Source organism: Novosphingobium jiangmenense (assembly GCF_015694345.1).
Classification (GTDB): Bacteria; Pseudomonadota; Alphaproteobacteria; order Sphingomonadales; family Sphingomonadaceae; genus Novosphingobium; species Novosphingobium jiangmenense.
In genome coordinates, this window is record NZ_JADQDC010000006.1 from 144,854 (window position 1) to 170,467 (window position 25,614).

The window sequence follows — 25,614 nt, forward strand, 5'->3', positions numbered from 1 at the left end:
TGCCAAAAGAAGGGGCCGGTGGATCACTCCACCGGCCCTTGAGTACCGCATGCGCTGCGGGGTGGAGGGATAGAGTCAGAAAGTAGCCTTGATGGTGCCGCCAAACGTGCGCGGATCACCGATTTGCCCCGCGATCAGGCCCGTGTTGCCGCCGGTACCCGCCAGCAGCAGCTCGACGTAGTTCTGGTTGAACGCGTTGCGCACCCAGCCGAACACGTCAAACCGGTCGGTGCGGAAACCTGCCCGGAAGTTGTGCAGCGAGTAGCCTGCGACGTTGGTGTAGATCGAAGGCGAAGGATTCGATGACCAGCTCGAACGATAGCTGGCATCATAGCCGAAGTACGCCTGCCCCTCTTCGCCGAAGATCGGCGTGGGCAGGTTGAACTCCGCCCCCCAGGCTGCCGCCCACTTCGAAACACCCGGCAATGGCGACCCCGAGATGTCAACGAACGGCGGGCTTACCGCACCAGGCGTGCCCGGTGCGCCAATCGTACCGGTATAGGTGCACTTGCCGGTCACGACGATGCCCGTGCTGGACCCACCCGAAAGCTCGGGCGGCGGCGGAGCGTCGCAGAACTTCTCAAAGGTGGCATCGGTATATGCCACGTTAGCGTAAGTGCTGAACCGGTCACTGGGACGCAGCGACAGATCGGCCTCGACGCCGCGCGATCGGACCTTGTCGGCATTGGCCAGATAGCCGCGCACCGTGCCGAGCTGGCCGTTGCTGACGCTGGCCTGGAAGTCCTTGATCTCGGTCCAGAAGCCGGTGACGTTGAACGTTGCCTTGCGGTCCCAGAACTGGGTTTTGAAGCCCGCCTCGAAGTGGTCCACCTTCTCGGGCTTGATCGTGAACGCCGAAGCGATTGGCACGCCGTTGGCGTCGGCGGGAACACCGTTGAGGTTGATGCCACCGGTCTTGAACGAGCGGGCGTAGGTCGCATAGACATTGACGTCCGGCGTGATCTTGTACCGGACGTTCACGTCGTACGAGAGATTCCAGGCGCTGAATGTCGGCTCGAAAAACTGAGACGCCTGAATGCCGCGCAGCTGCGTGATCCACGGATCATTGTAGTAGGCCGAGCCCGGCACCGGCGAGACGATCTGGCGCGTGCCGTCCGAAGCATTGCCGGTCACCACCGAATTGTAGAGCCCCTTCTTCCGGTCATAGTTCACGCGGAAGCCCGGCGAGATGACGAGTTGTTCGGTCACGTCCCAATTGAGCTTGCCGAACAGCGCAGCGCTGGTGTTGTCGAGACGGATGTCGTTGACCGCAACGAGATTGTTGGCAACGTTGGGATTGTTCGACAGCGCATTCGTGGGATTGAGCAACCACTTGCTTGCCGCCGTGCCGGTCTGCTGGATGCCGCTGGTGCGGATCGACTGGTGGAAGCCGAACAGGCCGATCACGAAATCATAGCCAGAACCCTTGTGATTCCAGCGGAATTCCTGGGTGTACTGGTTCTGCTTCGTCGGGTTGTTGACCTTCGTGTAGATCGGCAAGCCGGTGTAGTCGCGGTCGTTGGCCGGCCCCCAGTCCCAGTAACGCCATGCCGAAATCGAGGTGATCGTATTGCCCTCGTCCAGATCCCACACCGCCTTGGCGGAAAGACCGCCATGCTCGTTGCGGGCCGCAAGCTGCGCATCGACGTCGGTAAGGCGGTCGAACGGATCGACGTTGGGCAGCGGATAGTCGGCGCGCGGATAGCCGGGGAAGTAGGTCAGCAAGGCAGGCAACTGGCGGTTCGCCGCGCGCTGCGTCCGGCCATAGCTGTAGAACGGCAAAGCGCAGCAGATGGGATCCTGCAGGTTCCAGTCACCCGAAAGCGTCACGCTGAGGTCGGACCTGGGCTTCCACAGCAGCGCGCCACGCACGCCGAGGTTGTCGATCGACTGGATGTAGGAATTGGTGGTGACGTTGTAGATCGTGCCGCGGCGGCTGGTGGTCGAAGCGCTGATCCGCGCGGCCAGCGTGTCCGAAATCGGGCCGGTGATGGTCGCCTTGCCCTGCTTGAAATTGAGGTTGCCCAGCGTCACCTCGGCCTTGCCGCCAAAGTCGAAGCTCGGCGGAGTGGTCGTGATGTTGATCGCGCCGGCCGTGGTATTCTTGCCATAGAGAGTGCCCTGCGGCCCGCGCAGCGTCTCGATCTGCTGCACGTCGACAAAGTCGAGCGTCGCCGAGGCGATGCGGTTGTAGTAGACGTCATCGATGTATATCCCGACGCCTTGTTCGAAGCCGTCGTTGGTCAGTCCGAACGGCGCCCCGATCCCGCGGATATTGATGAAGGTATTGCGCGGGTTCTGCGTGTAGAACTGCAGCGTCGGCTGAATCTGTGTCAGGCGCGAGATGTTGAACGTGCCCTGCGCTTCGAGACGGCCCGCATCGACCACCGAAACGGCAATGGGTACGGTCTGAACGTTCTCCGTCCGGCGGCGGGCGGTGACGACGATGTCACCGGGCGCTCCATCAGCTTCCGCAGGGCCAGCGGTTACGTCAGCAGGGGGAACCGTGTTCTGCGGGTCGGCCACCGGAGCAGGCTCGGCCCCGAAGGCGGCATGCGAGAGGAGAGCGAGCGGCGCAACGCCACCCGCGAGAAGGACGCGGAAATTCATCGTAGGACCTCATGTGTTCCCGAACGATGCTTCCGGTGGTCCGGTCAGCGGTACGGTTGTTCTGTTCTTGAAACCTGGTGCGTGGAACGATCAGTTCGGCTTGAGCCGTCGCTTTTCGGTCACGTCGATCTGGACGACACGTCCTTCGTGGACGGTCAGTTGCACCGAGCCGTAGCGCAGCCCTGTCAGGGCCTCGCGCACGCTTGCGATGCTTTCTTCGAGATGGCGTTCGGACTCACCCTGATTGCCAGCCCCGGTGCCCGAAGGCATTTTGGTGGGTTCGGTCATCGCCCGTTCGATCCTGTTGGCGCGAAGAACACCCGTCGATGCAGATACCATTGTCGTGATGCCCCTGTTTGCGCGGTTTCCGGCGAATCAACCGCCGTTGGTGAAGCTTCTATACTCAACTTTTTCAGTAGACATTAAACTTCGACTGTTGTGCCCTCAAGCTTTCCTATCAGCGATCGGAGAGGTTGATCTGCGCCGACACACGGCCGGAGCGTGCGAGGCACCTAAACTCTATCTCTTCGATAGACAATAAAGAAGCGATGGAGCGAGAATGACGCGCGACAAGTCGCCCTCCCGCCTTGCCGCAGGACACCCCTCGCCAATGGCGCTGGTTCAGGAGGTAGTGACCAGCCGCAGATATGGTCGCGGACGTAGGGCTGTCTGTTCGGCCGGTTCGGCGCTGATGCAGGATGCAAGGCAGTCAACGGCCATTGCCAGATGCAACGCGGCCATTGCTTCGCCGTGCTTGTCGAGCTCGTCCAGCGCCGTGGACAAGGCTTCATAGACTTCTACGAGCGGCTTTGCTGCTACCTGCATGGCGACGGCTTTTCCTGCTGCTCCGCTGTGCTCGCGGGCTTCGACAATGAAGGCACGGTAGCGCCGAAGTTCGCTGCGCAAAGCGAAGATTGCACCGGATAAGAGCAACATTCGCCGCCGACATGGCGCATTTTCTGGGCCAGCTGCGGAGAAGTACTTACAACTTCGTCAGTTAGTCCACGCGCAGGACCAGCGTTGCCAATGAGGTAATCCCCCGGCAGAACCGGCTCCGCTTTGGCGAGATTCGTAGCAGCGAACCCGCCGTGACCGGGTAATTTGCAGAACCCCGCCACTTCAGGGCCCCATCATGCCGATGGTCTAAGCCCGCAGGCTTGCCGCGCTCGTTCTCGTCCTTGCCCGAGGGTGAGCGCACACGGACTCTTGCCGCCCGTTAAGCTTCAGAATCGAACGAAAAGCGTCGCTTCTTCAGGCGCAACGTTCCATCGCCTGACGCGCCAGCCGCGCGAGAACCGGGAAGGCCTCGGCGCGGTCCTTGGCGTGGGCCGAGGCCGCGGTGCCGCGCAGGTAACGCCCCTTGATGCCATGGAAGATCGCCGCGAGCCGGAAGAAGTTGAACGCCATGTAGAAATCCCACGACGGGATCGTATCGCGCCCGGTCCTCTCGCAGTAGGCGGCCACGTAGTCAGCCTCGCTCGGAATGTTGAGTGCCGCGAGGTCTGCACCTTCCAATCCAGCAACGATGTTCGGCGGCATGTGATACATCATCGCGTGGTAGGCAAAGTCGGCGAGCGGATGTCCGAGCGTCGAAAGCTCCCAATCCAGAACCGCGATCACGCGCGGTTCGGTCGGATGGAAGATCATGTTGTCGCAGCGGAAGTCGCCGTGGACGACGCTGGTCTCGTCCCCGTCCGGAATCGCCGTCGGCAGCCACTCGACCAGCGCGTCCATGTCCGGATCGCGCCCGGCAAGCTCGTCCTCGAGATACTGCTTCGACCAGCGACCGACCTGCCTGGCGAAATAGTTGCCCGGCTTGCCGTAGTCGCCCAGCCCGACCGCCTCGTGATCGATCGAGTGCAATTGCGCGATCGTCGCATTCATGGCGTCGAAGTAGGCCGGGCGTTCCTCGCGCGGGACTTCAGGGAATGTCGCGTCCCAGAAGATGCGCCCTTCCACCATTTCCATGACGTAGAACCAGCTGCCAATAACGCTTTCGTCCGTGCACAGCCCGTAGACCTTCGCCACCGGGAAGCCGACAGAGCCGAGCGCGGAGAGCACCTTGGCCTCGCGTTCGACGGCGTGTGCGCCCTTCAGCACGGGACCGGGCGGCTTGCGGCGCAGGACATAGGCGCGATCGGGAGTCACGAGCTTGTAGGTGGGATTGGACTGCCCACCCTTGAACTGCTCGACCGTCAGCGGGCCGGAAAAGCCCTCGACGTGTCCCTCCATCCAACGCGAAAGCGCCGCTTCATCGAAGCGATAGCCTTCACGCACCGGCGTCGTGCCGGCATTGGCCTCCTGCGCGCCCCCGCTCATCAGTGCGCAGCCCCGGCCTGGGCATGACGCCAGTCGCGGCGGATCTTCTTCGCAAGGCTCCACTTGTGGACTTCGGTCGGGCCATCATAGATGCGGAAGGCGCGCACTTCGCGGAACATCTGTTCGACGATCGTGTCGGTCGTCACGCCGGTCCCGCCCATCACCTGCACGCACTTGTCGGCCACGCGCATCAGCGCCTCGGACACGGCAACCTTGGCCATCGAGCTTTCCACCGTGCCGAGCGAGCCGGTATCGAGCACGCCGGCACACCAGTCGATCATCAGCTCGGCCTGCTTCAGGTCGATCATGTTCTCGGCGAGCATGAAGCCGACGCCCTCATGGTCGATAAGCTGCTTGCCGAATGCCATGCGGCGGTTGGCATAATCCGAAGCGATTTCCTGCGCGCGGATGCAGCCACCGAGCCAGCGCATGCAATGCGAAAGACGTGCGGGCGACAGGCGAACCTGAGCATATTTGAAGCCCTCGCCCGGCTCGCCCAGCATCTGGTCGGAAGACACGCGCAGATCCTTGATGTCGATCACCGCGTGGCCGCCCGGCATGTTGCTGTCGATGGTGTTGGGCACGCGCACGATCTCGATCGCCGGGTCGGGCAGGTCGACGAGGAACATGCACGCGCCGCCCTCCTCGTCCTTGGCCATGACGATGCCAACCTTCGCGCCCTTGGCGCCAGTGATGAAGGCCTTGCGCCCATTGATCACCCAGTGGTTGCCGTCGCGGCGGCACGTGGTCTGCATCATCGAAGGGTCGGAACCTGCGCCCCCCGTTTCGGCAGGCTCGGTCATGAAGAACGCCGACCGCGCCTCGCCCGACACTAGCGGCTTGAGGAATCGCTCCTTGAGTTCGGGGCTGCCGACCTTGCCGAGCAGGTACATGTTGCCCTCGTCTGGCGCCTGGGTATTCACGGCCAGCATGCCGAGCGGCGAAAGGCCCGAGCGGATCAGCACCACCGCCGTCTCGCGCTGGTTGAGATGGCGACCATCGGCAAGGATATGCGGCGTCAGAACGCCAGCAGCCCGCGCCTTCTCGCGCATTTCCATGACCATCTCGTCAAGCGGCGCGCCGTGATCGTCGCGGCGCGGATCGCTTTCATAGGGGATGACCACGTCGCGGACGAACCGCTCCACCCGATCCGCGATTTCCAATGCGGCGTCCATGCCGATGCCAGTTGCCATTTGCTTCACTCCTCAATCGCGGGATCGGTTGGTAATTCTCAGCGGGGTGCCATGCGGATCGCGCCGTCGAGGCGGATCACTTCGGCGTTGACCATCGGATTGGTCACGATGCTCTCGACCATGCGCGCATATTCCTCGGGCTTGCCCAGACGGCTCGGGAACGGCACCTGCTGGCCCAGCGAATCCTGTGCCTCCTGCGGCAGCGACTGCAGCAGCGGCGTCAGGAACAGGCCTGGCGCGATGGTGTTCACGCGGATGCCATAGCGGGCAAACTCGCGTGCGATCGGCAGCGCCATGCCGACGACGCCCCCCTTGGACGCGGAATAGGCGGCCTGCCCGATCTGCCCTTCGAAAGCGGCAACGCTGGCAGTGTTGACGATCACGCCGCGCTCTTCGCCGACCTGCTCGGCATCGAAGATGCGCGCGGCAAACTTCGACAGCACGTTGAACGTGCCGATCAGGTTGATCTGGATGATCTTCGAAAAGTCCTTGAGCGGGATCGCCTTGCCATCGCGGCCAATGACCTTGGCCGGCGGACCAATACCGGCGCAGTTCACCAGAATGCGCGCCTTGCCGTTCATCGCCTCGGCTTCAAGGATGGCATTGTCTACCGCGTCCTCATCAGTCACGTCGACCTTGAAGAACGAACCGCCAATGGTGGCGGCATGGGCGCGGCCAAGGTCTTCATTGAGGTCAAAGATCGCGACCTTCGCGCCCAACTGTGCGAGTCGTGCTGCGGTTGCGCCACCAAGACCCGAAGCGCCGCCGGTTACGATTGCTGCCAGACCGTTGATTTCCATAGCCAATCCATCCTTTCGCGCAGCCGACCGCGGCGTATTACCAAACCAGCCGGAACAACATCTACTCGCAAGTAAGTATTGTTCTGAAGGGTATGGTGTCAATCGCAAGATTGCCCTACCTTGCAGGCGACAGAAGCGCCGGCTTGGCGCACTTTCCAACTGGCAGAACACGCAGGGTACCGCTCTTGGCCGCACGATCCCCCTTCAAGACCCCCGCCGAACGCAGCGAGGAGCGCGAGGCCAAGCGCATGGCCGTGCTCGAAGCAGCCGTACGGATGTTCAACGCGCGCGGCTATCATCAGACCTCGCTCGACGACGTTGCGGCAAGCCTCGGCATTTCCAAGCCGACGATCTACCACTACCTCGGCAACAAGGAGCAGGTGCTGGTCGAATGCCTGACCATCGGCATGAACCAGTTGCTCGCCGCCGCAGAAGAAGCGCGCGCGCACCATGGACGCGGCATTGACCGCCTCCGCGCCTTCCTCACCGACTACGCCGAGATCAATATGAACGACTTCGGCCGCTGCAACATCCTCACCGCCAACGAAGCGCTGTCCCCGGACGCGCGCGAGTCCATCCGCCTGCGCAAGCGCCGCATCGACGCCACACTGCGAGAACTGGTTGCCGAAGGCATTACCGATGGTTCGGTTGCGCAGTGCGACCCGAAGCTCGCGGCCCTCACATTGGCCAGCGCGTTGAACGGCCCCTCGCGCTGGCACCGCCCCGATGGCGAACTTTCAGAGCGCGATATCGCAACGCAGCTTGTCGATTTCCTGACTGCAGGCCTCGCTCCGCGCTGATCAGTTCCCGCTGTAAAAGTTGCGGAACGAGGCAGGCGCACCGCACTTGCCGATTGCGGTCTCGACATGCCGCTTGCGCTCGCGCACCAGCGATGCCGACGTCAGCGCGAACTGGCGCTCGTAGCCCACCTCTGCCGCCGTGAACGGTTTTGTCCCGGGCAGGATGCTCGTCCCGCCCAGCCCGAACACCATGAAGTTCAACATGTCGGCCAGCTGCTGGTTGTCGCTGATCCGGCTCTTGGCGATGTTGGGCAAGCGCAGCAGATAGGCCCGGGTATCGGCCGTGCACATCATGTAGCCGACCCGCCCGCGCAGTTCCGGCAGCTTGGCCGGAGCCGAAAGCCCCTGCACACCATGGCAACCGGCGCAATGCTCGACGTAGTCCGCCTTGGCCAGTTCCGGATCGCCAATCGCGGCCAAACCCTTCGCGACGGTCTCCGCACGCGGATCGCCCGCCGACAACGCCGGCACGGCAATCGCCAGCGCTACGGCAATTCCGGCAAGAGCGATCAGGCGCATCGCCAGATCCTCAGGCCGCGCCGATCATCATCGCGGTGGAGCAGTGGTACTCCATGCTGCTCGTGCCGAAACACCAGATCACGTTGTTGTTGAGCTGCGGCAGGTAAAGCTGCGTCTCGCGGTCGGTGTTGTCGCAGTTGCACTGGCCGCAGGCCGGCTTTCCGCAGCAGTCGCGGTAAGCGATCATGTAGGCCTTGCCGTCGTCCGGATTGATACACGATCCCACCCACGAAACCGGAGACGGCTCCGCGCCCGCCGGGCACGTGTGGATACCACCACCGCAGCAAGTGCACAGCGCGCCATCGATCGCGCAATAGCGCCAGTAGTTGCACTTGGTCTGGTCGGTCGTCTGGGCACTGCGCGCAAACGCGGTCTTGGCCTCGGGCGAACGATCGGGCTTGGCCGCTTCGGCACGGCTCACCGGCAGCAGCGGGAAGACCGGCGCCGCAACCAGCGCCGCCCCCATCCGCGCAAGGATACCGCGTCGCGAAGTGCCACCGGCAAAGCGGCGCAACAGCTTCTCGCCCATCGCATCGGGATTGAAACGCTTCATCGAATGCCCCCTATGATCCTTGATGCGCTCGCGCCGTCAGGCTGCGGCGACAGTCTTCAGCTTGCCGATGTAGTCCTGCACGGTGGCGATCCCCATCTCGTGCGCCACCACCAGGCTCTCGAGATGCTCGCGGCTGTTGACGAGCCCCTTGGACAGGATCGTCCCTTCCGCATCCAAAAGCACCGCATAGGGCAGCTTGCCCACTTCGAACGCTTGGCCCACTTCAGGCCCGTTGATGAAGCGGTAGCTCTCCAGCCCCTGCGCCGCGATCAGTCCGCGCTGCACTTGCGCGTCATCGTCGCCGACGAAGGTCAGCTCCACCCGCTCATCCTTGGCGAAGGAGCGCGCCGCCGGGATCAGCCCCTTGCACAGCGGGCACGTCGCTGAAACGAACATCAGCAGCCGCAACGGCACGTCCTTGGCAGGCCCGCCGATAATGACGTCCTTGCCTTCAAGCGTATGCGCCGGAACCGCCGGAGCCTTGCCGCCGACAGCAGGCCCGCCACTCGTCTGCAGCGCGCCTGCCGGAGCCACGCGCATGTGCAGCACGCCCACCTGCCGCGCCAGCGCCAGCAGTGCCACCACCAGCGCAATGATCACCAGCCACGACAGGACCTGCCCCACGAGCAGCGCCGTCATCATCGCGAATTCCTTTCCATGGCGAGAGGCCCCTGCGCCAGCGCGCTCAGCGCATTGGCCAGCAGGGTCAAAAGATAGAGCGCCACGCCAAAGGCGAGCGCGACGAACCAGAGCGCGGATCCGACAGGTGGAGTCGGCATCAACAGCGGCAGCAGCAAAGCAGCGAGAACCAGATTGCGCACCACCAGGGCACGGCTCAGAGGCTGGCGCAATTCGGGACGCCCGCATCCGCAATCGATGTGCGAACGTCCCCGCCCGATATTGATCGCCATTGCCGCAGCAAACGCGAGCAGGAGCAGCCCCGCCGGAACCGCCGCGACCCGCAGTCCCGCGAACAGCGCCAAGCCGATAACAACTTCCGCAATCGGCAATGTCACTGCCACCGGCGCGACCAGCGGTTCGGGCAGCAAGCGGTAATTGGCCACGACACCGGGAAAGACGCGGCGGTTGCGCAGCTTCGCCAAGCCCGCGCCCAGAAACACAGCGCCGACGCCGATCCCGGCCGCAGCTCCGGCAACACCGATGGCTTCGCCCAGGATCACATCGGCTCCACGACGGTGATCAGGCCGCCACCGGCGTTCTCGATCTCGTGCTTCACCTCGCCGGTCTTGGAGTCGATGATGAGCGCCTTGCCCTTGTAGCCATTGACCATGATCAGCGCGGCATCATCCTGCGTGATCTGGATGTTGCCCGGCTCGCCCTCCACCGGAATGCGCTTGATGAGCTTCCTGGTCGCCAGGTTGATGCCCCAGATTTCCTCGGCGCCTTCCTTGTGGCTCCAGTACTCGCCCTTGTGCATCAGCACCCACAGCGTGCCGCTTGGTCGATGCAGAGCGATCGGTTGCATTCCGCCGGGATACCAGGCGATATCAAGCGGCTTGACGTCCGCCGCCTTCATTCCGCCCGCTTCCTGCAGCGAGAACGGCGCGCTCACTTCGACCTTCGCACCGACCGAAGCCGTGCGGACAAGACCGGTGTAACTGACCATCACGACCTGCTTTTTCTTGCGATCGTAGAGGGTGTTGGAGAAGATCGGGTCCGCCGCCGCATCGAAGAACGGTTCGGTCCGGGTTATGTCCTGCGTCGCCCCCTTGATCGCCACCGTCGCAATCGTGCCATCGGCGCAGAGCGAGGAGAAGCCCACGCCCGGATTGAGGATCATCCCTGCGCAACCCGGCAGCTCCACCGCCCGCACGAACTTGCGCTTCACCATGTCGATGATGTTGACCGACGAGGCCGGATCGAAATTGTAATCGTAGGCCGTCTTGCCGTCGTCCGTCAGCACGAAGTTGGTCGTGAATCCGCCGACGATCAGGCGCCCCGGCGTCGGAATCTCGCTCACCAGCTTCAGCGTCTTGCTGTCATAGACCGAAATCAGATCCTGCCGCGTGCCACGGTTGACCTTCGACCAGATTGTCTCGGCCACGTAATAGAACTTGCCCGAAGGATCGATTGCCAGATCGGAATCACGGCTGGTGTTGACCATGCCGACCATCTTGCCTGTGCTGGCGTCGAAAATGCTCGATCCGGCCGAGCCCCAGCCACCGCGCACATAGAACCAGTTCGCCTTGGGCGGCTCCATGGTCATGACGCCCGGCTCTTCAGCCTCGGGCACCACGGTTTCGGCAATCGCGGGAAGCGGAGCAAGACCTGCCAGCGATCCCGCCAGCATCGATCCCAGAACAACTCGCGACACCTTGCGTTCAAGCGTCATCTCGGCCCCCTTTGCCAGTCCGCGGGGAAGAGACTTGACGCATGTCCAGATTCGGTCAACGCCTTTTTTGCGTGTGCGAAGGGACGTACTGGTCGTGGCCCTATCTGCGGTCAGCGAGACCCGCAATTTCTGCCGAAGTGACCGACTTGGCAAGCCACACCAGCGCGTGCGTTGCAATCGCGGTATAGGCGCTCATCCGCGTCGCCCACGGCTTCTCATAACCCAGGAAAGGCGTCGCTCCTTCCATCGAAGCGCTGATGTAGAGCGCGACGTCGCGCACTTCCTGCTTGCTCAGCGCCGGGTTCAGTTCGGCAACGTATTCGGCGATGATCTCGTGTACGCGCTGGTAGAACAGCCGTACCCGGTCCGCCACGAACTCGTTGTGGTTGGCCAGTGCCCAGAGTTCCGTGAACAACCGCGTGGTCCGCTTGCCCGCGATGTCATCCAGGCACATCACCACGATCAGCCGCAGCCGCTCCTCGGCATCGAGGCCGGGCTGCCGCACCGTGCGTTCCAGCAACTTGTCGTAGTTGCCGATGATGTCATCCAGCAGCGTCTGGATCAGCAGTTCCTTCTTGGGGAAGTGGTAGCTGACATTGCCTACCTTCATCCCGCACTCGGCCGCGATGCGCCGGATAGTGAAGGCTCCGGCGCCCTCGTTGATCAGCACGCTGAGCGCGGCCTTGATGATCGCATCGACCGTTTCGGTGCCACGCGCGTAGGTTCCCGGGCGCGGAGCGGACGGCAGGTCCGTGTCGAAAGTCTCGGGAAGCGCGGCCATTGTGAAGTCGCGCATAACACCGCCTGCGCCCAAGACCAAGGACCGGCTTTGCCCGAGTGCCGCAGAACGGACACTTGCCCAACAAGGAGCTTGACCGGCACCGGATGCCTGTCCAGATTTCCGCGCGAACGAAGTCAGTGCAGACGGCGCTGCCGCTTCGCCCTTCCGGATTATCCAGGGATTTCAAGCGATGAGCATTACCCTCACCGTAAATGGCCGCAAGCGGACGGTAGCAGCCGATGCCGATAAGCCCCTGCTCTGGGTCCTGCGCGAAGACCTCGACATGCCCGGCACCAAGTTCGGCTGCGGCGCGGGGCTGTGCGGCGCCTGCACCGTCCACCTCGATGGCGATGCGGTCCGCTCGTGCCAGACGCCGATCGCCGATGCAGCGGGCAAGTCGATCACCACGATCGAGGGAGTCGGCTTGAACGAACTTGGCAAGCGCGTGCAGGATGCATGGATCGCGCTTGACGTGCCGCAGTGTGGCTATTGCCAGGCCGGGCAGATCATGTCCGCCACCGCCCTGCTCAAGCAGAACCCCAAGCCCACGCCCGAGGACATCGACGGCTGGATGAGCGGCAACATCTGCCGCTGCGCCACTTACATGCGCATCCGCGCCGCGATCCGCACCGCCGCAGGCCTTCCCGCCGAGGAGACCGCAGCATGAGCGACCAGATCGCCCTCTCCCGCCGCTCGTTCATCGCTGCCTCTCTTGCTGGCGGCACCGTCCTGACGCTCGACGCCTCGGTTGTTCTCGCCGCCACGGAGATCACCACGGCTTCCTCTCCCGGCCAGGAGTTGAACGCCTTCATCCGCATCAATGCCGACAACACCGTGACCATCGGCGCCAAGAATCCCGAGATCGGCCAGGGCGTGAAGGTCATGCTGCCGATGCTCATCGCCGAGGAAATGGACCTCGCCTGGGAGCAGGTCCGCATCGAACAGACCGATGCCGATGAAAAGCGCTATGGCCCGCAGGTCGCCGGGGGCAGCACTGCCACCCCGCGCAACTGGCTGCCAATGCGCCAGGTCGGCGGCGCCGCCCGCGCCATGCTCGTTGCCGCTGCGGCGAAGAAGTGGGGTATCGATCCAGCCACCCTCGCCACGTCCAAGGGCGCGGTCGTCCACCCCTCCTCGGGCAAGAGCCTTACCTACGCCTCGCTCGCGAAACTCGCCGCCGTCGAAACCCCGCCCGATCTCGCCAAGGTTGCACTCAAGAACGAGAAGACCTTCACGATCATCGGCAAGTCCAAGCCCGGCGTCGACGTGCCAAAGATCGTCAAGGGCGTCCCCCTCTATGGCATCGACACGCGCTTGCCCGGCATGGTCCATGCTGCGATCGTCAAGTGTCCCGCCCATGGTGGCACCGTCGCCTCGTTCGACGCTGCAGCGGTCAAGGCGATGCCCGGCGTCCTCGGTGTCGTCGCCGTCAACAGCGGCTTCGTCCCCCAAGGCAAATCGGACACCGTGGTCGTGATCGCTGACAGCTGGTGGAAAGCCAGCAAGGCCCGTGAGAAGCTGGCCGTGAAGTGGGACGATGCCGCCGTAACCGGCTTCTCCACCGCGAAGTACGAAGCCGATGCAGCAAAGATCGTCGCCAACGCCCCGCAGGCCAGCCTGTTCAAGGCAGGCGATGCCGATGCCACGCTCGCCGGTGCAGCCAAGGTGGTGAAGGCAGACTACGACTACCCCTTCCTCGCCCACGCCCCGCTCGAACCGCAGAACTGCACTGCGCTGTTCAAGGACGGCAAGCTCGAGATCTGGGCACCCAGCCAGGCGCCCGCCGGTGGCCGCGAGGAAACCGCCAAGCTGTGCGGCCTGGCGCCTGACGACCTCACCATCCACATGACCCGCATCGGCGGTGGCTTCGGCCGCCGCCTTATGAACGACTACATGGTCATAGCGGGCCAGATCGCCAAAGCCATGCCCGGAAAGCCGGTCAAGGTGCTCTACGACCGCACCGACGATTTCCGCCACGACTTCTACCGTCCGGCAGGTTGGCACCGCTTCACCGCAGGTCTCGACGCGAATGGCGCGCTGATCGCGCTCAAGGACCACTTCGTCACCTTCGGCGTCGACGGCAAGCCGATCCGTGCCGCGCAGATGGCACCGAGCGAATTCCCCGCGCCGGTCGTGCCCAACGTCGATCTCGGCGTCAGCTACATGGCGACGAACCTCGCCACCGGCTGGCTGCGCGCGCCCACGTCCAACGCGATGTCATTCGTCTGGCAATCGTTCATGGACGAGGTCGCCGAAGCCGCCGGACTCGACCTCCCCGAATTCATGCGCCGCACCCTCGGCGCGCCGCGCGAAATTCCGGGCGAGCGCGTCAAGTTCCACACCGGCCGCGCGCGGGGCGTGATCGACGCCGTGTGCAAGTCCGCCGGATGGAAAGGCCGCGAGAAGGGTCGCGGCTTCGGCTTCTACTTCAGCCATCTCGGATACTTCGCTGAAATCGTGGATCTTTCCATGAAGGACGGCATGATCCGGATCGACAAGGTCTGGGTCGCCGGAGACATTGGCGCCCACGTCATCAACCCGCTCAACGCGATGAACCAGGCCCAGGGCTGCGTGATCGACGGCATCGGCCAAGCGCTGATCGGCCAGAAGATCGTGCAGGAGAACGGCGCCATCACCGCCGAAAACTTCGGCGACTTCGCGCTGATGCGCATCGATGCGGCCCCGCGCGCCATCGCGGTGGAGTTCGTCAAGACCGATTTCCCGCCCACCGGCCTTGGCGAACCGGCACTGCCGCCGGTGATCCCGGCGCTGTCCAATGCGATCTACTCGCTCACCGGAAAGCGCCATCGCCGCCTGCCGCTGGAGATGGTATAGCCCGCGGCCCATGGTCGCCACGACTCCGCCCAATATCCTGCGCTTCCTTGCCGCCCGTGCGGACGAGGGTGTCGATTGCGTGCTTATCACGCTTGTCGCCGTCATCGGCGGCTCGTCACGCGGCGTCGGTACGCAGATGGCGGTTGCTGCCGACGGTCGGCGCATCGGCTCCTTTTCGGGCGGCTGCGTCGAGGATGCCGTGGCGTCCGAAGCGCTCGAAACGCTGAAGGACGGCTGGGGGCACGTGGTCCGCTACGGAGTCGGCTCACCCTATATCGACATCCGCCTGCCCTGCGGCGGTGGCATCGACCTGCTGTTCACCCCCCGCCCCGATCCTGCCGCGATCAAGGCCGCGCTGGCGCTGCTCGATTCCAGAAAGCCCGCGACACTCCGCCTTGAATGCGATTGCGTCACGCTCCTCCCTGATCTGTCCTCAGGCTCATGGAACGGCGAGACGCTGAGCCACAGCTACCAGCCCCCCTTGCACATCCATGCGCTCGGCCAGGGCGAGGATCTGACGGCTTTCACCAAGCTCGCCAACGCTTTCGGCGCACAAGTTCATGCACTTTGCCCGGAAGCCCTGACGTGCGCGGAACTGGAAGCCACCGGTATTGCCACGAGCCATATCGCAACCCGGACGACACTGCCGCTCGCCGCGTCCGATCCGTGGTCGGCGATCATCTTCCTGTTCCATGGCCGCGACTGGGAAGAACATCTTCTGCCGCAGGCCCTTGCCCTGCCCGCCTTCTACCACGGTGCAATAGGCTCCAGACGAACCCACGCCGCCAGACTCGAAGCCCTTCGAAACTCGGGCGTACCTGAAGACCACATCGCGCGCCTGCGCGGCCATATCGGCCTGATCCCCGCAACCCGCGATCCGGCAACCCTTGCCCTTTCGGTGCTTGGCGAAGTCGTCGCCGAATACAACGCGCTGTCGCAATGGACCTACTGGACCGGGGCAGCGCTGGCAGACGCCGCGCAGTGAAGGCAGGCGACATCGCCGTGATCCTGCTGGCCGCAGGACGCGCGTCGCGTTTTGGCGGCGGAAAGCTTGCGGCTGACCTCGCAGGGAAGCCCGTTGCCCTTCACGTCGGTGAACGTCTGGCCGCCATGCCGTTCGCCCGAAAAGTGCTGGTCTGCTCCACGGCAACCCCGCCCATAGACGGTTTCGAACGCATCGAGCTCGATCCCTCCGGAGCGCCTCTGTCGCGCTCCATCGCCACCGCCATTACCGCAGTCTCAGGCACAGGCGCAGCCCTGATTGCCCTCGCCGACATGCCACTGGTGCCCACAGACCACTTCGAGCGCCTTATCGAAGCGTTCGACGGCGAGCGCATCGGCACCGTGGTTGCCGGTCGCACCATGGTCCCCGCCATCTTCGGCGCCCATCTGTTTTCTGACCTCGCCGCGCTCGACGGCGATCGCGGCGCGGCAGCCCTGCTACGCGATGCCCCGGCAATTACGCTCGAAGAAACTCTCGCGCTCGACATCGACACGCCGGACGATCTGGCGCGGGCCGAAGCCCTGCTTCAGGGCCGATAGGTCTTCTCGACGTGCCCCGCGAGGTCTTCGGGATAGAAGTAAACCGGCCGCATCCGTCCCGAGGCATAGAGTTCGGCCTGATCGTTGAAATGCACCGAACCCTCGCGCCCGCTCGCACCGCCCGACGAAACCGCCATCGCGCGAACCTTCGGGCCGAACTCCACGACAGCAACGAAACTGTTCCCGCTCGTGCCGTACCACCGCTTCGTCCCCGGATACTGCTTTGTCCCGAACGAGGCGAGCGAACCCCACCGCGCCGACGAGAACACCACCGGCAAGCTAGGCTTGTCGTCGGCAAAGGGCTGGACGATCGCTGATGTCGTTCTCTGGTAGCGATTGACCTCGCTCCACGGCACTCGCCATCCGCCAAAGTCGGCCTGCATCCTTGATACCGCGCGCGCGAGTGCCGCCAGCCGCTGCGCGCCCGACGTCGCCCGCATCGCGTCGAACACATTGCCGGTACGCGGCAAAGTCCTGCGCACATCCGCTTCAAGCTCATCACCCCAATAGTTGGCCAGACTCATCGCCTCCGAGCCCGCCGACCATCGCCGGTCCCAGCCCTTGAGCAGCGCCACAGGCCCGCCCAACGGATCGCCGGCCTGCACCGCTGGCAGTCCCGGTATCAGATCCTCGAACAGCGGCATATGCGGATCATAGGCGAGCGCGCGCAAGCTCTCGAGATCCAGCCCCTTGGCTTTGCCAAGCAATTCCAGCGCATGATCGCCGCGCGGATTGGCACCCACCTGATCGAATGTCGCCGGCCAGTGCGCCGAGTCCGAAGTCCCCTCGCCCGCCGCGCGCCAGGGCGCATCGTTCGAATTGTAGACCCAGCCCGACTTGGGATTGATCACATCCGGCCGCTGCGCCCGTTCATAAAACCCATGCCAGTCCGCCGCCGGATCGCTGCCGTCCACCGGCAGGCGATAGTCGAAGCGTGCGTCGCGGCGCGGCGCGAACTGCGGCATCAGCAGCGCGATATTGCCCCCGGCGTCGGCATAGAGCGTGTTGTTCGATGAATTGGCCTGATACTCGCCGACCTTCAGAAACTCAGCCTGATCGCGCGCCTTGGTCCGCAGCCATGACTGGCTCAGCGCCGCCACCGGCCGGTGCATCAACGAAAGGGCAATCCAGTTCGCGGTGTTATCTCGCGATTCCGCCCGCACGATCGGTCCATGCTCGCTGACATAGGTCGTAAAAGTCCGCTCGCCCATGCTGCCATCGGCCTTGCGATAGCGCAACGTGACGCGCTTCACGACAAAAGGCTTCAGGGCATTTCCGCGCCTGTAGAACCACTTGCCCGCTTTCTTCGAGACCTGTTCGACAAACTCGTCGACATTGTCCGCGCCACTGGTCGTGTGCATCCAGCCGAGCTTGTCGTTGAAGCCCTGGTAGATGAAGAACTGCCCCCAGGTCGAAGCACCATAGGCATGAAGCCCATCGCCGCTCTTCATCTCCAGCTCTGACCGGAAGAACAGCGAGGTATGCGGGTTGATCAGCAGCAGGGAATGGCCGTTCGCGGTCAGCTTCGGCGCAATGGCGATTCCGTTCGAGCCGCGAGGCTCGTTGTCGCGCACCGTTTCCATCGCCAGCGCCAGCGGACTGGCTTCGCCACCGTAGAACGCGGCCAGGGGTTTCAGCGCGGCCTTCTCGATGTCTCCGCCGATGGAACCTTCGGTGAAGGACAGCGCCATCCATGGCTCGAACCGTATCAGCACCTTCGGCTGATCGTCAGGATGCGTCGCGATGTAGTGGTTGAGCCCCGCAGCCCAGGCATCCATCAGCTTGCGCAACCACGCAGGCGATGCCGCATAGTCCCGTTTCAGCGCCACTGGATCGATCCACAGCCGCTGCCGCAAGTCCTGCCACAGGAAATCCTCGCCTTCGGCCTCGGCGCGGCGTCCCAGCGCCGTCAGCAGGTTCGCCTCGACGCGCGGAAAATCGTCCTCGGCCTGCGCATAGATCGCGCCGAACACGGCATCGGCATCGGTCTTGCCGTCGATATGGGCAATCCCCCAATCATCCCGCGTGATCGTGACGTCATGACTGCTCGCCAACACCGGCGATGCTGCCAGAATGAGGGCGAAAGAGGCGCTGCGGGAAAGGGCTCGGATCATCATCGACCTATCCTAACGCCTTTCCCGCAGCATGGCGAAGGAAGAGAGCGGGCCCTTCACCAAAGCATTCAGGCAATCGTGCGCACCGCGAACGCCGCCGCCGCCGCGCGCGTCTCGACGCCGAGCTTCACAAACACCTGCTCGAGGTGCTTGTTCACCGTGCGCGGGCTGATGCCCAGAATCTCGCTGATCACGCGGTTGGGCTTGCCATAGCTGATCCACAGCAGCACCTCGGCCTCGCGCTGGGTCAGCCCATAGCGCTCGCGCAACCGCTCCACTTCGGCGCCCTCGCGGATCAGGTTGAGCCGGATCAGCAATTCCCGTCCGTCACCTTCGTCGCGCCGCACCGGGCCGACGAGAACCAGTTCGACCACCTGCCCCCCGGCATCGAAACGCAGCGACGCATCCGGGCTCTCCCGCTGCGCCAGCAATCGCGCGACCGGCCCCGCAAAGTCCGGCGGCAGGCCGTCATCTGCCCCTAGCGAGCCCATCAGGTGTTCCACTTGCGGCGTCGCCCACAACAGCTCCCCAGCCCGGTCCACCGCGAACAGGTGCCGCCCGGTAGCGTCCAGCGCCGAGCGCCCCGCCTGCGAAACCCGCGCGCCAGCCAGATGCACCCGCATCCGCGCCAGCAGTTCCTCGATGGCGATGGGCTTGCGCACATAGTCCACCCCGCCCGCATCGAGCGCCCGAACGGCATGTTCGGTTTCGGTCAGCCCGGTCATGAAGATCACCGGAATGTCCGCAAGCCGGGGCTGCTTCTTGATCGCCCGCGTCGTGTCGAAGCCGTCCAGCCCCGGCATGATCGCATCGATCAGGATCAGATCGGGCGCCACGTGTTCCAGCAGTTCCAGCGCGTTGTCGCCATTGGTCGCGATCAGCACGGTCATCCCCGCCCGCTCGATCGTGTCGATCAGGAAGTGCAGCGATTCCGGGTTGTCATCGACCACCAGCACGGTGTCGCGCCCTGCCTGCGCGACGACGCCGTCACTGAACACTGACGACGCCTCGCCGGAGGGCCTCGCGCAGGCCCTTGAAATCGAAGCATTCGAGACTGGTACGAAGGTGTGCGACGAAGCGGGCTGCATCGGGGACGGCATCCTCAAGTTCGGAAAGGCGGTTCTGGATCGCGCGGACGTTGCCGATCCGCGCGAGGCTGTCGATTTCGGGGACGAACGGCAGGGCTGCGGCAGGCAAGTGCAGTTCAACGGCGGCGGCGGGCGCTGGCGGGCGCGGGCTCCCGTCCGCCACGGTCCAGGTCAGGTCCAGTTGCCACGACAGCGCGTCGAGCAGGCTGTCGAGTTCGACCGGCTTGGTCAGGAACATGTCGTGCGGATCATGCCCGTCACCCCCGCGCCGGAACTGGTGCGCGTCGGCCGAGACCATGACGATCCGCAAGGCGCTGCCATGCGCTGCACGCAGCAGCCCCGCCGTCTCCCACCCGGTCTTGCCCGGCATGGAAATATCCATGAACACGATGTCCGGCCGCGTCGCCGCCGCCAGCGCGATCGCCGTATCGCCATCGCGTGCGCCGGTCACCACGAAGCCCAGCGGCCGCAACAGGTTCTCGATCACCGAGGCCTGCGCGGCATCGTCGTCGACCACAAGAACCTTGCGCCGATCGCCTTCATAGCCGGTGATCACATCGGCCCGATGGCTCTGCACCGGCTGCGTCACCGGCCGCGAGAGCATCAACCTGAGCGCGAACCGCGTCCCCACGCCCAATGTGCTGTCGACCGTAAGGTCACCGCCCATGACGTGCACCAGCGTCGAAGTAATCGCGAGCCCGAGTCCGATCCCCGGCTGTCCCGCCACCGAATTGCTGGTCCCGCGCTCGAACGCGCCGAAGATCCGGTCCATGTCCTCCGGCGCAATGCCGATGCCGGTGTCGATCACCTCGAACGTCGCGATCTCGCCGCGCCAGCCGATCCGGAACGTCACCGACCCCGTTGGCGTGAACTTGATCGCGTTCGAGATCAGGTTAATCAGCACCTGCCGCAAGCGCTTCTGGTCGCCGCGCACGAACTCGGGCAACTGCTTCGGCGTCTCCAGCCGGAATGTCAGCCCCTTGGCCTGCGCCTGCGGACGGAACATGTTGGCGATCTGCTCGACAAAGGCCGGCAGGCGGATCGTGTCGCGCGACAGCCGCAGCACGCCCGCCTCGACTTGTGCAATGTCGAGCAAGCCGTCGACGAGGTTGGAGAGGTGCTCGCTCGACCGGCAGATCACCTTGCCCACCTCGCCCGGATTCAGATCGCTTCCCCGCTCCAGCAACTGGGCATAGCCGTAGATCGAATTGAGCGGCGAGCGGATCTCGTGGCTGACCGAGACGAGATAGCGGCTCTTGGCCGCGTTGGCGTTCTCCGCCACCTCGCGCGCCTTCTGCAGCGCAGCGTCAGTCGCCTCGTGAGCAACGATCTCCTGCTCGAGTTCGGCCAAGTGCCGCCGTGTCTCGTCCAGCGCCGCGCGGCGGCTTTCATGCGCCAGCACGATGAACCAGCTCCCCACGCCCGACATGAAGAAGAACACCAGGAACACCGCGAACAGGATCGACCACACATGGGTGGAAAGCGCAGGATAGACCCGGGCATACTCGCGCCCGATCAGGCCCAGCACCAGCATGTTGGCCAGCGTGAAAGCACCCGCCACGCCCACGAAATGCCCGGTCGTGGTGTGGACATAACGCGCCAGCACGCGCGGCAGCAGGCGCTCGGCAATGTTGGTGAACTGTTCGGTCGCCCTGCTGCCTTGCTTGCAGGCATCGTGGCAGCGCGTCTCCAGCGTGCAGCACAGCGAACAGATCGCGCCGGCATAGACCGGACAATGCGCCATATCCGCCCGCTCGTACCTGTGCTCGCAGATGACGCAGGCCTGCACTGCCGGTTCAGACTCGGCGCGGCGCCGGGCGAGGTAATAGCGCCCCTTCGTCAGCGCCGCGATCGCCGGCGCCGCCGCCATGGCAACAAGCAGCCCGATCAGGGGGGCAAAGGCTTGGGCAACTTCGCCCAGAAAGCCGAGCTGGCACACCGCCGAGGCGACCAACGACAGCAGCATCGCCCCGATGCCGACAGGATTCACGTCATACAGAAAGGCCCTCTGGAACTCGGTTGCTTCAGGACTGAGACCCAGTGCCCGCGAGATCAGCAGGTCGGCGGCAAGGGTTCCGATCCATCCCGCCGCAAGGCTGGCATGAAGCACCAGCACCACTTCGAACGACCGCGTGATGCCGAACAGCAGCAGCGTCGTCGCCAGCCCGACGTTGAACAGCAGCCAGACATTGCGGGACGAGTAACCCTGGGTCAGGCGCGAGAACAGATTGGACCACGCCACAGCCCCGGCAAAGGCGTTGGTCACGTTTACTCGCGTCTGGCAGATGATCACAAACAGCAGGGAAAGGACGAGGCCCCCTTCCATGCCGCCCCCTATCGGCGCGAAAGCCTGACCAAGAAGCCGGCTGGCCGAAGCGGCACCATCGGGGGCCATTGCGGGGTTGACGGCCCACGCTGCCAGCACGCCTCCCAGCAGCATCTTCAGACCGCCGATCACCACCCAACCCGCGCCGCCGAGCATCACGGAAGTCCACCAGCGCTTCGCTCCAATCTGCTCGACGGCAGGGAGAAACCGCAGATAGCCCGCCTGCTCACCGATACGGGGCAGCAGCGACAGCAGCACCGACAGGGCGAGACCGAACGATACGACATCCGTGCGCGGCGCATAGACGCCCGAGAAACCGGCCCAGGCCGCGGCAACATCATCGATCCGCCACAGCACATAGACCACCGGCACGACCTGCATCGCCAGCCACAGCGGCTGCGTCCACGCCTGGAACCGGCCGACGAAGCGCACGCCTTGCAGCGCAATCGGCACCACCACGAAGGTCGAGACGACATAGGCCAGTTCGATCGACAGGCCGGTCACCGTCTGCAGCGCCATCGCCATGATGCTCGCCTCGATCGCCAGCAGCAGGAAAGTGAACGAGGCATAGATCAGGGTGGTGATCGTCGAACCGAGATACCCGAACCCGGCCCCGCGCGTCACGAGGTCGATGTCGATGCCTCGCCGCGCCGAACGGATTGCGATGGGCAACCCGGTCAGGACAATCAGCAGGCAGCCCGCCACGATCGCCGCCACGCTCGCCTTCAAGCCATACAGGAGCGTGATCGTCGCCCCGATGGCTTCGTAGACCAGCGAGGAACTCGTGCTCAGTGCAGAAGTGACGACATTTCCCGCTGGTCCCTGCCGCGCTTCCTGCCCGGTGTGGCGATGGGCAAAGTCTTCAAGAGTCTGGCTCGCCGCCCATTGGTTGTAGGACCGCCGTTCCGGAACGATGGACACCGGGCGTGGCACCTTCAGCGTGCCCCTTCAATGGTTTGCGCAATTCGCGATGTAGTGGACCGCGCGCGATCCGGGCAGGAAATTTCCATGTCCCGATACTGCGCGCGCATTCCTGCGGCGAGGATGGGCCGATTTACGTACGCCTGAATTGAGAACGCTCACCCAGCGCGTCGGCAGTACGTCAAATGACCCATAGGCGCTTTGGTCCAACCGTCTAGCTTCAGGTCATTCCGGATCGATTGCCGGGGAGAAAAGCGTCGGCGTGGCCACAACGGCCTCGGCACAGAGGGTCAAGCCTTGCCGACCTTGAGGGTGACTGAAGCCACGAGAGCAAAACAACAAAGTGAGGGTTTCATGACGTTTTCCCTGAAGCGCGCAGCGCTCCTTTCGGCCAGCGCTCTTGCTGGTCTCGCCGCCCTTCCTGCTGTCGCCCAGGAAGCCCCGGCCGCCGAAACTTCGGCAGAAGCTGCACCCGAGGGCGAAGGAGAAGGCGGCACCATCGTTGTCACCGCCACCCGCCGCGCCGTCTCCCTTCAGGATGTGCCGATCAACATCACCGCCGTCTCCGGCGATGACCTCACCGAAAAGCGCATCGACGATGTGCGCGGCCTCGCCGCCTTCACGCCGGGCCTGACCATCCTCGACACCGGCCCCCGCTCGACCGGTTCCATCGTGATACGTGGCCTCTCGGCGGCAGACGTCGGCGTGACCGGCGCGAACTCCGACAACGCCGTCGCCATCTACCTCGGCGAAGTGCCGCTCTATCAGGACTTCAAGCTCCTCGACATCGCCCGCGTCGAAACACTGCTCGGGCCGCAGGGCACGCTCTACGGCGTCGGCACGCTCGCCGGCGCGATCCGCTACATCCCCAACCGTCCGGACCCGACGCGCTGGACGGCAGACTTCCACGGCCGCGTCTATGACGTCGCGCAGGCCGATGATCCGGGCTTCCAGGTCGATGCAACGGTCAACATTCCGATCGTGACCGACAAGATCGCGCTGCGTTCGACCGTAGGCTACTACAACGACCCCGGCTTCATCGATTACGTCGCGCTGCTCAAGGAACCTGGCGTGTCGCTGCCGCAGCCCGGCGGCCCCGCCACCTCGCGCACCGCACCACTCGGCACGCCTGAACAGATCGCCGCGAACCTCTACACTTACAAGGATGCCAACTTCGAGCATACCTTCACCACGCGTAACACGCTGGCTCTGTTCCCGTCGGAAACGATCGGCGTCTACATCAACTATGCGTACCAAAACACTTCGACCAACGGCCGTCAGGTCAATGGCGCCGGCGTGTTCGGCACCGGCAAGTACGAGGCCGTCGGGCGCTATCTCGAACCATCCAAGCGTCAGGTCCACCTCGTAAGCGGCGAAGTCCAGATCGAGCTGGGTGACATTGCCCAGATGGTATCGGCAACCGCGTACTCGCACCAGAAGATCCGCTCGTCGAATGACGTCACCGACCTTCTGCTCGACCTCGACTACGGCTACGAACTGTTCCCGCAGTTCTCGGGCTTCACCCGTTCGGCCACCGATATCAAGCAGTTCAACCAGGAAGTCCGCTTCGTCTCCACGCACGGCGGGCCATTCAGCTGGGTCATCGGCGGCTTCTACAACGAGCGCAAGACCAAGGGCACTTACCGCGAAGTCACGCCGGGCCTGCCCGAATTCTACTTCGGCCCGGTCACCTATTCGCCCGCCTATCCCGAGCCGATCGAGTACGCGAGCTTCAACGACAGCAAGGTCATCGAAAAGGCGATCTTCGGCGAAGCCACCTTCGAGATCACGCCGAAATGGCAAGTCACCGCCGGTGGCCGATACTTCAACTACGATGCGAAGACCAACGGTGGCATCACCTTGCCCCTGCTCGAGCCGGTGCCCGTGCTGCGCTTCGATACCGGAGGCGGTGACTCGGGCAAGAGCGGGACGGTCTGGAAGTTCAACACTTCCTACAAGATCACGCCCGATCTGATGGTCTATGCCACCTACAGCGAAGGCTATCGCATCGGCGGCCCGAACAGCGTGCCACCCTGCCCAGCAGATCTTAAGGACATCCAGAACGCCTGCGCTCTGCCCAACGAACAGTTCTACGGGCCGGACAAGACGCAGAACAAGGAAATCGGCGTCCGCGCCACGCTGTTCGGCGGCAAGCTCCAGACCACCATCTCGGGCTACCACATCAAGTGGAACGGCATCCAGCTCGCCTCGCAGACCCAGTACGGCATTGCCGGCATCACCGCCAATGGCGGCTCGGCAGTCTCGAAGGGGCTGGAGGCGACCTTCACGGCAAGGCCGATCGACGGCCTGACCGTTACCGGCAGCTACTCCTACAACGATGCGAAGCTGACCCAGGACGTCATCGGTCTGCTGACGATCCGCAACCAGAACCTGAGCGCACGTCCCAAGAACATCCGGGTCAACGTGCTTGCGGGGGATCGCCTTCCCGGCACCGCACGCCACACCGGCAGTCTCGGCGTGACCTACGATGCCAACGTCGGATCGGATGCGGTTATCTCGACCAACTTCACCGCGACCTATCAGGGCGAAGTGCTCTCGAAGATCGGTGCGCGCGCCGGTGGCGAGGTTATTCCGGACTACCTGCTCGCCCGCGCCTCGATCGGCTACCGCCGCGACAAGTACGAGGTGCGGATCTACGCCGACAACCTCTTCAACAAGTTCGCGGTGTCCTCGGTCGGCGAAGACCTGTCCCGCCGCATCATCAACGACGGGATCGTCTCGCGCTACTACAGCAACGCGGTCATCGCCCCGCGCAAGGTTGGTATCGAGTACTTCCTGCACTTCTGAAGATTTCGCCGGTCCGCGCAGTCGGACCGGCACACCCCTTCCTGCGAAGACT

General features: G+C 64.1%; 21 protein-coding genes. 6 read left to right on the plus strand and 15 right to left on the minus strand.

The window, feature by feature from the left end; all coding sequences use genetic code 11:
- Nucleotides 1-75: 75 nt before the first annotated feature.
- The 6 genes from I2488_RS10760 to I2488_RS10785 all read right to left on the minus strand — a co-directional run bounded on the left by I2488_RS10760 (nt 76) and on the right by I2488_RS10785 (nt 6,922).
- On the minus strand, nt 76-2,610 hold the full coding sequence (locus I2488_RS10760; RefSeq protein ID WP_196275800.1) for a TonB-dependent receptor: 2,535 nt from the start codon (nt 2,608-2,610) through the stop codon (nt 76-78).
- A gap of 90 nt (nt 2,611-2,700) precedes the next feature.
- Nucleotides 2,701-2,898: a YezD family protein gene (locus I2488_RS10765; protein ID WP_246465607.1), complete on the minus strand. Its 198-nt coding sequence runs from the start codon at nt 2,896-2,898 to the stop codon at nt 2,701-2,703.
- 333 nt (nt 2,899-3,231) lie between these two features.
- Nucleotides 3,232-3,546, minus strand: a complete 315-nt coding sequence (locus tag I2488_RS10770) for a hypothetical protein (protein ID WP_196275801.1) — start codon at nt 3,544-3,546, stop codon at nt 3,232-3,234.
- 315 nt (nt 3,547-3,861) lie between these two features.
- Nucleotides 3,862-4,929: a phosphotransferase gene (locus I2488_RS10775; protein WP_196275802.1), complete on the minus strand. Its 1,068-nt coding sequence runs from the start codon at nt 4,927-4,929 to the stop codon at nt 3,862-3,864.
- Nucleotides 4,929-6,122, minus strand: coding sequence for an acyl-CoA dehydrogenase family protein (locus I2488_RS10780; protein WP_196275803.1), 1,194 nt, complete (start codon nt 6,120-6,122; stop codon nt 4,929-4,931). The genes I2488_RS10775 and I2488_RS10780 overlap by 1 nt, the downstream gene beginning before the upstream one ends.
- A 38-nt stretch (nt 6,123-6,160) precedes the next feature.
- Nucleotides 6,161-6,922 carry an SDR family NAD(P)-dependent oxidoreductase gene (locus I2488_RS10785; protein ID WP_196275804.1) on the minus strand — a complete coding sequence of 254 codons (762 nt, stop codon included), beginning with the start codon at nt 6,920-6,922 and terminating at the stop codon, nt 6,161-6,163.
- Between the two features lie 185 nt (nt 6,923-7,107).
- Here I2488_RS10785 and I2488_RS10790 point away from each other — a divergent pair, with 185 nt between their 5' ends.
- Nucleotides 7,108-7,722 carry a TetR/AcrR family transcriptional regulator gene (locus I2488_RS10790; protein WP_246465608.1) on the plus strand — a complete coding sequence of 205 codons (615 nt, stop codon included), beginning with the start codon at nt 7,108-7,110 and terminating at the stop codon, nt 7,720-7,722.
- On the opposite strand, the gene I2488_RS10795 is transcribed toward I2488_RS10790, so the two are convergent.
- From I2488_RS10795 to I2488_RS10820, 6 genes are all read right to left on the minus strand, one after another.
- Nucleotides 7,723-8,241, minus strand: a complete 519-nt coding sequence (locus I2488_RS10795) for a cytochrome C (protein ID WP_196275806.1) — start codon at nt 8,239-8,241, stop codon at nt 7,723-7,725.
- A gap of 10 nt (nt 8,242-8,251) precedes the next feature.
- Nucleotides 8,252-8,794, minus strand: a complete 543-nt coding sequence (locus I2488_RS10800; protein ID WP_196275807.1) for a methylamine dehydrogenase light chain — start codon at nt 8,792-8,794, stop codon at nt 8,252-8,254.
- A gap of 36 nt (nt 8,795-8,830) precedes the next feature.
- Entirely contained in the window at nt 8,831-9,433 is a 603-nt protein-coding gene (locus tag I2488_RS10805; RefSeq protein ID WP_246465609.1) for a thioredoxin domain-containing protein, read from the minus strand.
- Nucleotides 9,433-9,975, minus strand: a complete 543-nt coding sequence (locus I2488_RS10810) for a MauE/DoxX family redox-associated membrane protein (protein ID WP_343071044.1) — start codon at nt 9,973-9,975, stop codon at nt 9,433-9,435. The genes I2488_RS10805 and I2488_RS10810 overlap by 1 nt, the downstream gene beginning before the upstream one ends.
- Nucleotides 9,972-11,147, minus strand: coding sequence for an amine dehydrogenase large subunit (locus I2488_RS10815; protein ID WP_196275809.1), 1,176 nt, complete (start codon nt 11,145-11,147; stop codon nt 9,972-9,974). Before I2488_RS10815 ends, I2488_RS10810 begins: the two co-directional genes overlap by 4 nt.
- A 100-nt stretch (nt 11,148-11,247) precedes the next feature.
- Entirely contained in the window at nt 11,248-11,943 is a 696-nt protein-coding gene (locus I2488_RS10820; protein ID WP_246465611.1) for a TetR/AcrR family transcriptional regulator, read from the minus strand.
- A gap of 175 nt (nt 11,944-12,118) precedes the next feature.
- Here I2488_RS10820 and I2488_RS10825 point away from each other — a divergent pair, with 175 nt between their 5' ends.
- From I2488_RS10825 to I2488_RS10840, 4 genes are read left to right on the plus strand one after another with little or no spacing between them, the layout of a single operon-like run.
- Nucleotides 12,119-12,595, plus strand: a complete 477-nt coding sequence (locus I2488_RS10825; protein ID WP_196275810.1) for a (2Fe-2S)-binding protein — start codon at nt 12,119-12,121, stop codon at nt 12,593-12,595.
- Nucleotides 12,592-14,763 (plus strand): xanthine dehydrogenase family protein molybdopterin-binding subunit, encoded by a 2,172-nt coding sequence (locus tag I2488_RS10830; protein ID WP_196275811.1) that lies wholly within the window; start codon nt 12,592-12,594, stop codon nt 14,761-14,763. The genes I2488_RS10825 and I2488_RS10830 overlap by 4 nt, the downstream gene beginning before the upstream one ends.
- Before the next feature lie 10 nt (nt 14,764-14,773).
- Nucleotides 14,774-15,748 (plus strand): XdhC family protein, encoded by a 975-nt coding sequence (locus I2488_RS10835; protein WP_196275812.1) that lies wholly within the window; start codon nt 14,774-14,776, stop codon nt 15,746-15,748.
- The gene (locus tag I2488_RS10840; protein WP_196275813.1) at nt 15,745-16,305 is read left to right on the plus strand and encodes an NTP transferase domain-containing protein; all 561 of its coding nucleotides are present in this window, start codon (nt 15,745-15,747) and stop codon (nt 16,303-16,305) included. Before I2488_RS10835 ends, I2488_RS10840 begins: the two co-directional genes overlap by 4 nt.
- Here I2488_RS10840 and I2488_RS10845 read toward each other — a convergent pair.
- From I2488_RS10845 to I2488_RS19800, 3 genes are all read right to left on the minus strand, one after another.
- Nucleotides 16,293-18,419, minus strand: a complete 2,127-nt coding sequence (locus tag I2488_RS10845) for a penicillin acylase family protein (RefSeq protein WP_196275909.1) — start codon at nt 18,417-18,419, stop codon at nt 16,293-16,295. The genes I2488_RS10840 and I2488_RS10845 overlap by 13 nt on opposite strands.
- A gap of 68 nt (nt 18,420-18,487) precedes the next feature.
- On the minus strand, nt 18,488-19,417 hold the full coding sequence (locus I2488_RS10850) for a response regulator (protein WP_343071046.1): 930 nt from the start codon (nt 19,415-19,417) through the stop codon (nt 18,488-18,490).
- On the minus strand, nt 19,407-22,754 hold the full coding sequence (locus I2488_RS19800; RefSeq protein WP_343071047.1) for a hybrid sensor histidine kinase/response regulator: 3,348 nt from the start codon (nt 22,752-22,754) through the stop codon (nt 19,407-19,409). The genes I2488_RS10850 and I2488_RS19800 overlap by 11 nt, the downstream gene beginning before the upstream one ends.
- A gap of 354 nt (nt 22,755-23,108) precedes the next feature.
- Between I2488_RS19800 and I2488_RS10860 the strand changes: the two genes are divergently transcribed.
- Nucleotides 23,109-25,562, plus strand: a complete 2,454-nt coding sequence (locus I2488_RS10860; RefSeq protein ID WP_196275816.1) for a TonB-dependent receptor — start codon at nt 23,109-23,111, stop codon at nt 25,560-25,562.
- Nucleotides 25,563-25,614 lie beyond the last annotated feature (52 nt).

What these genes read in the sequence shown, in the direction of transcription:
- I2488_RS10765 (WP_246465607.1), bottom strand. Translation starts at nt 2,898, where the DNA reads ATGACCGAACCCACCAAAATGCCTTCGGGCACCGGGGCTGGCAATCAG.
- I2488_RS10815 (WP_196275809.1), bottom strand. Translation starts at nt 11,147, where the DNA reads ATGACGCTTGAACGCAAGGTGTCGCGAGTTGTTCTGGGATCGATGCTG.
- I2488_RS10835 (WP_196275812.1), top strand. Translation starts at nt 14,774, where the DNA reads ATGGTCGCCACGACTCCGCCCAATATCCTGCGCTTCCTTGCCGCCCGT.
- I2488_RS10770 (WP_196275801.1), bottom strand. Translation starts at nt 3,546, where the DNA reads ATGTTGCTCTTATCCGGTGCAATCTTCGCTTTGCGCAGCGAACTTCGG.
- I2488_RS10780 (WP_196275803.1), bottom strand. Translation starts at nt 6,122, where the DNA reads ATGGCAACTGGCATCGGCATGGACGCCGCATTGGAAATCGCGGATCGG.
- I2488_RS10775 (WP_196275802.1), bottom strand. Translation starts at nt 4,929, where the DNA reads ATGAGCGGGGGCGCGCAGGAGGCCAATGCCGGCACGACGCCGGTGCGT.
- I2488_RS10860 (WP_196275816.1), top strand. Translation starts at nt 23,109, where the DNA reads ATGACGTTTTCCCTGAAGCGCGCAGCGCTCCTTTCGGCCAGCGCTCTT.
- I2488_RS10785 (WP_196275804.1), bottom strand. Translation starts at nt 6,922, where the DNA reads ATGGAAATCAACGGTCTGGCAGCAATCGTAACCGGCGGCGCTTCGGGT.
- I2488_RS10820 (WP_246465611.1), bottom strand. Translation starts at nt 11,943, where the DNA reads ATGCGCGACTTCACAATGGCCGCGCTTCCCGAGACTTTCGACACGGAC.
- I2488_RS10805 (WP_246465609.1), bottom strand. Translation starts at nt 9,433, where the DNA reads ATGACGGCGCTGCTCGTGGGGCAGGTCCTGTCGTGGCTGGTGATCATT.
- I2488_RS10795 (WP_196275806.1), bottom strand. Translation starts at nt 8,241, where the DNA reads ATGCGCCTGATCGCTCTTGCCGGAATTGCCGTAGCGCTGGCGATTGCC.
- I2488_RS10845 (WP_196275909.1), bottom strand. Translation starts at nt 18,419, where the DNA reads ATGATCCGAGCCCTTTCCCGCAGCGCCTCTTTCGCCCTCATTCTGGCA.
- I2488_RS10760 (WP_196275800.1), bottom strand. Translation starts at nt 2,610, where the DNA reads ATGAATTTCCGCGTCCTTCTCGCGGGTGGCGTTGCGCCGCTCGCTCTC.
- I2488_RS10825 (WP_196275810.1), top strand. Translation starts at nt 12,119, where the DNA reads ATGAGCATTACCCTCACCGTAAATGGCCGCAAGCGGACGGTAGCAGCC.
- I2488_RS10800 (WP_196275807.1), bottom strand. Translation starts at nt 8,794, where the DNA reads ATGAAGCGTTTCAATCCCGATGCGATGGGCGAGAAGCTGTTGCGCCGC.
- I2488_RS10830 (WP_196275811.1), top strand. Translation starts at nt 12,592, where the DNA reads ATGAGCGACCAGATCGCCCTCTCCCGCCGCTCGTTCATCGCTGCCTCT.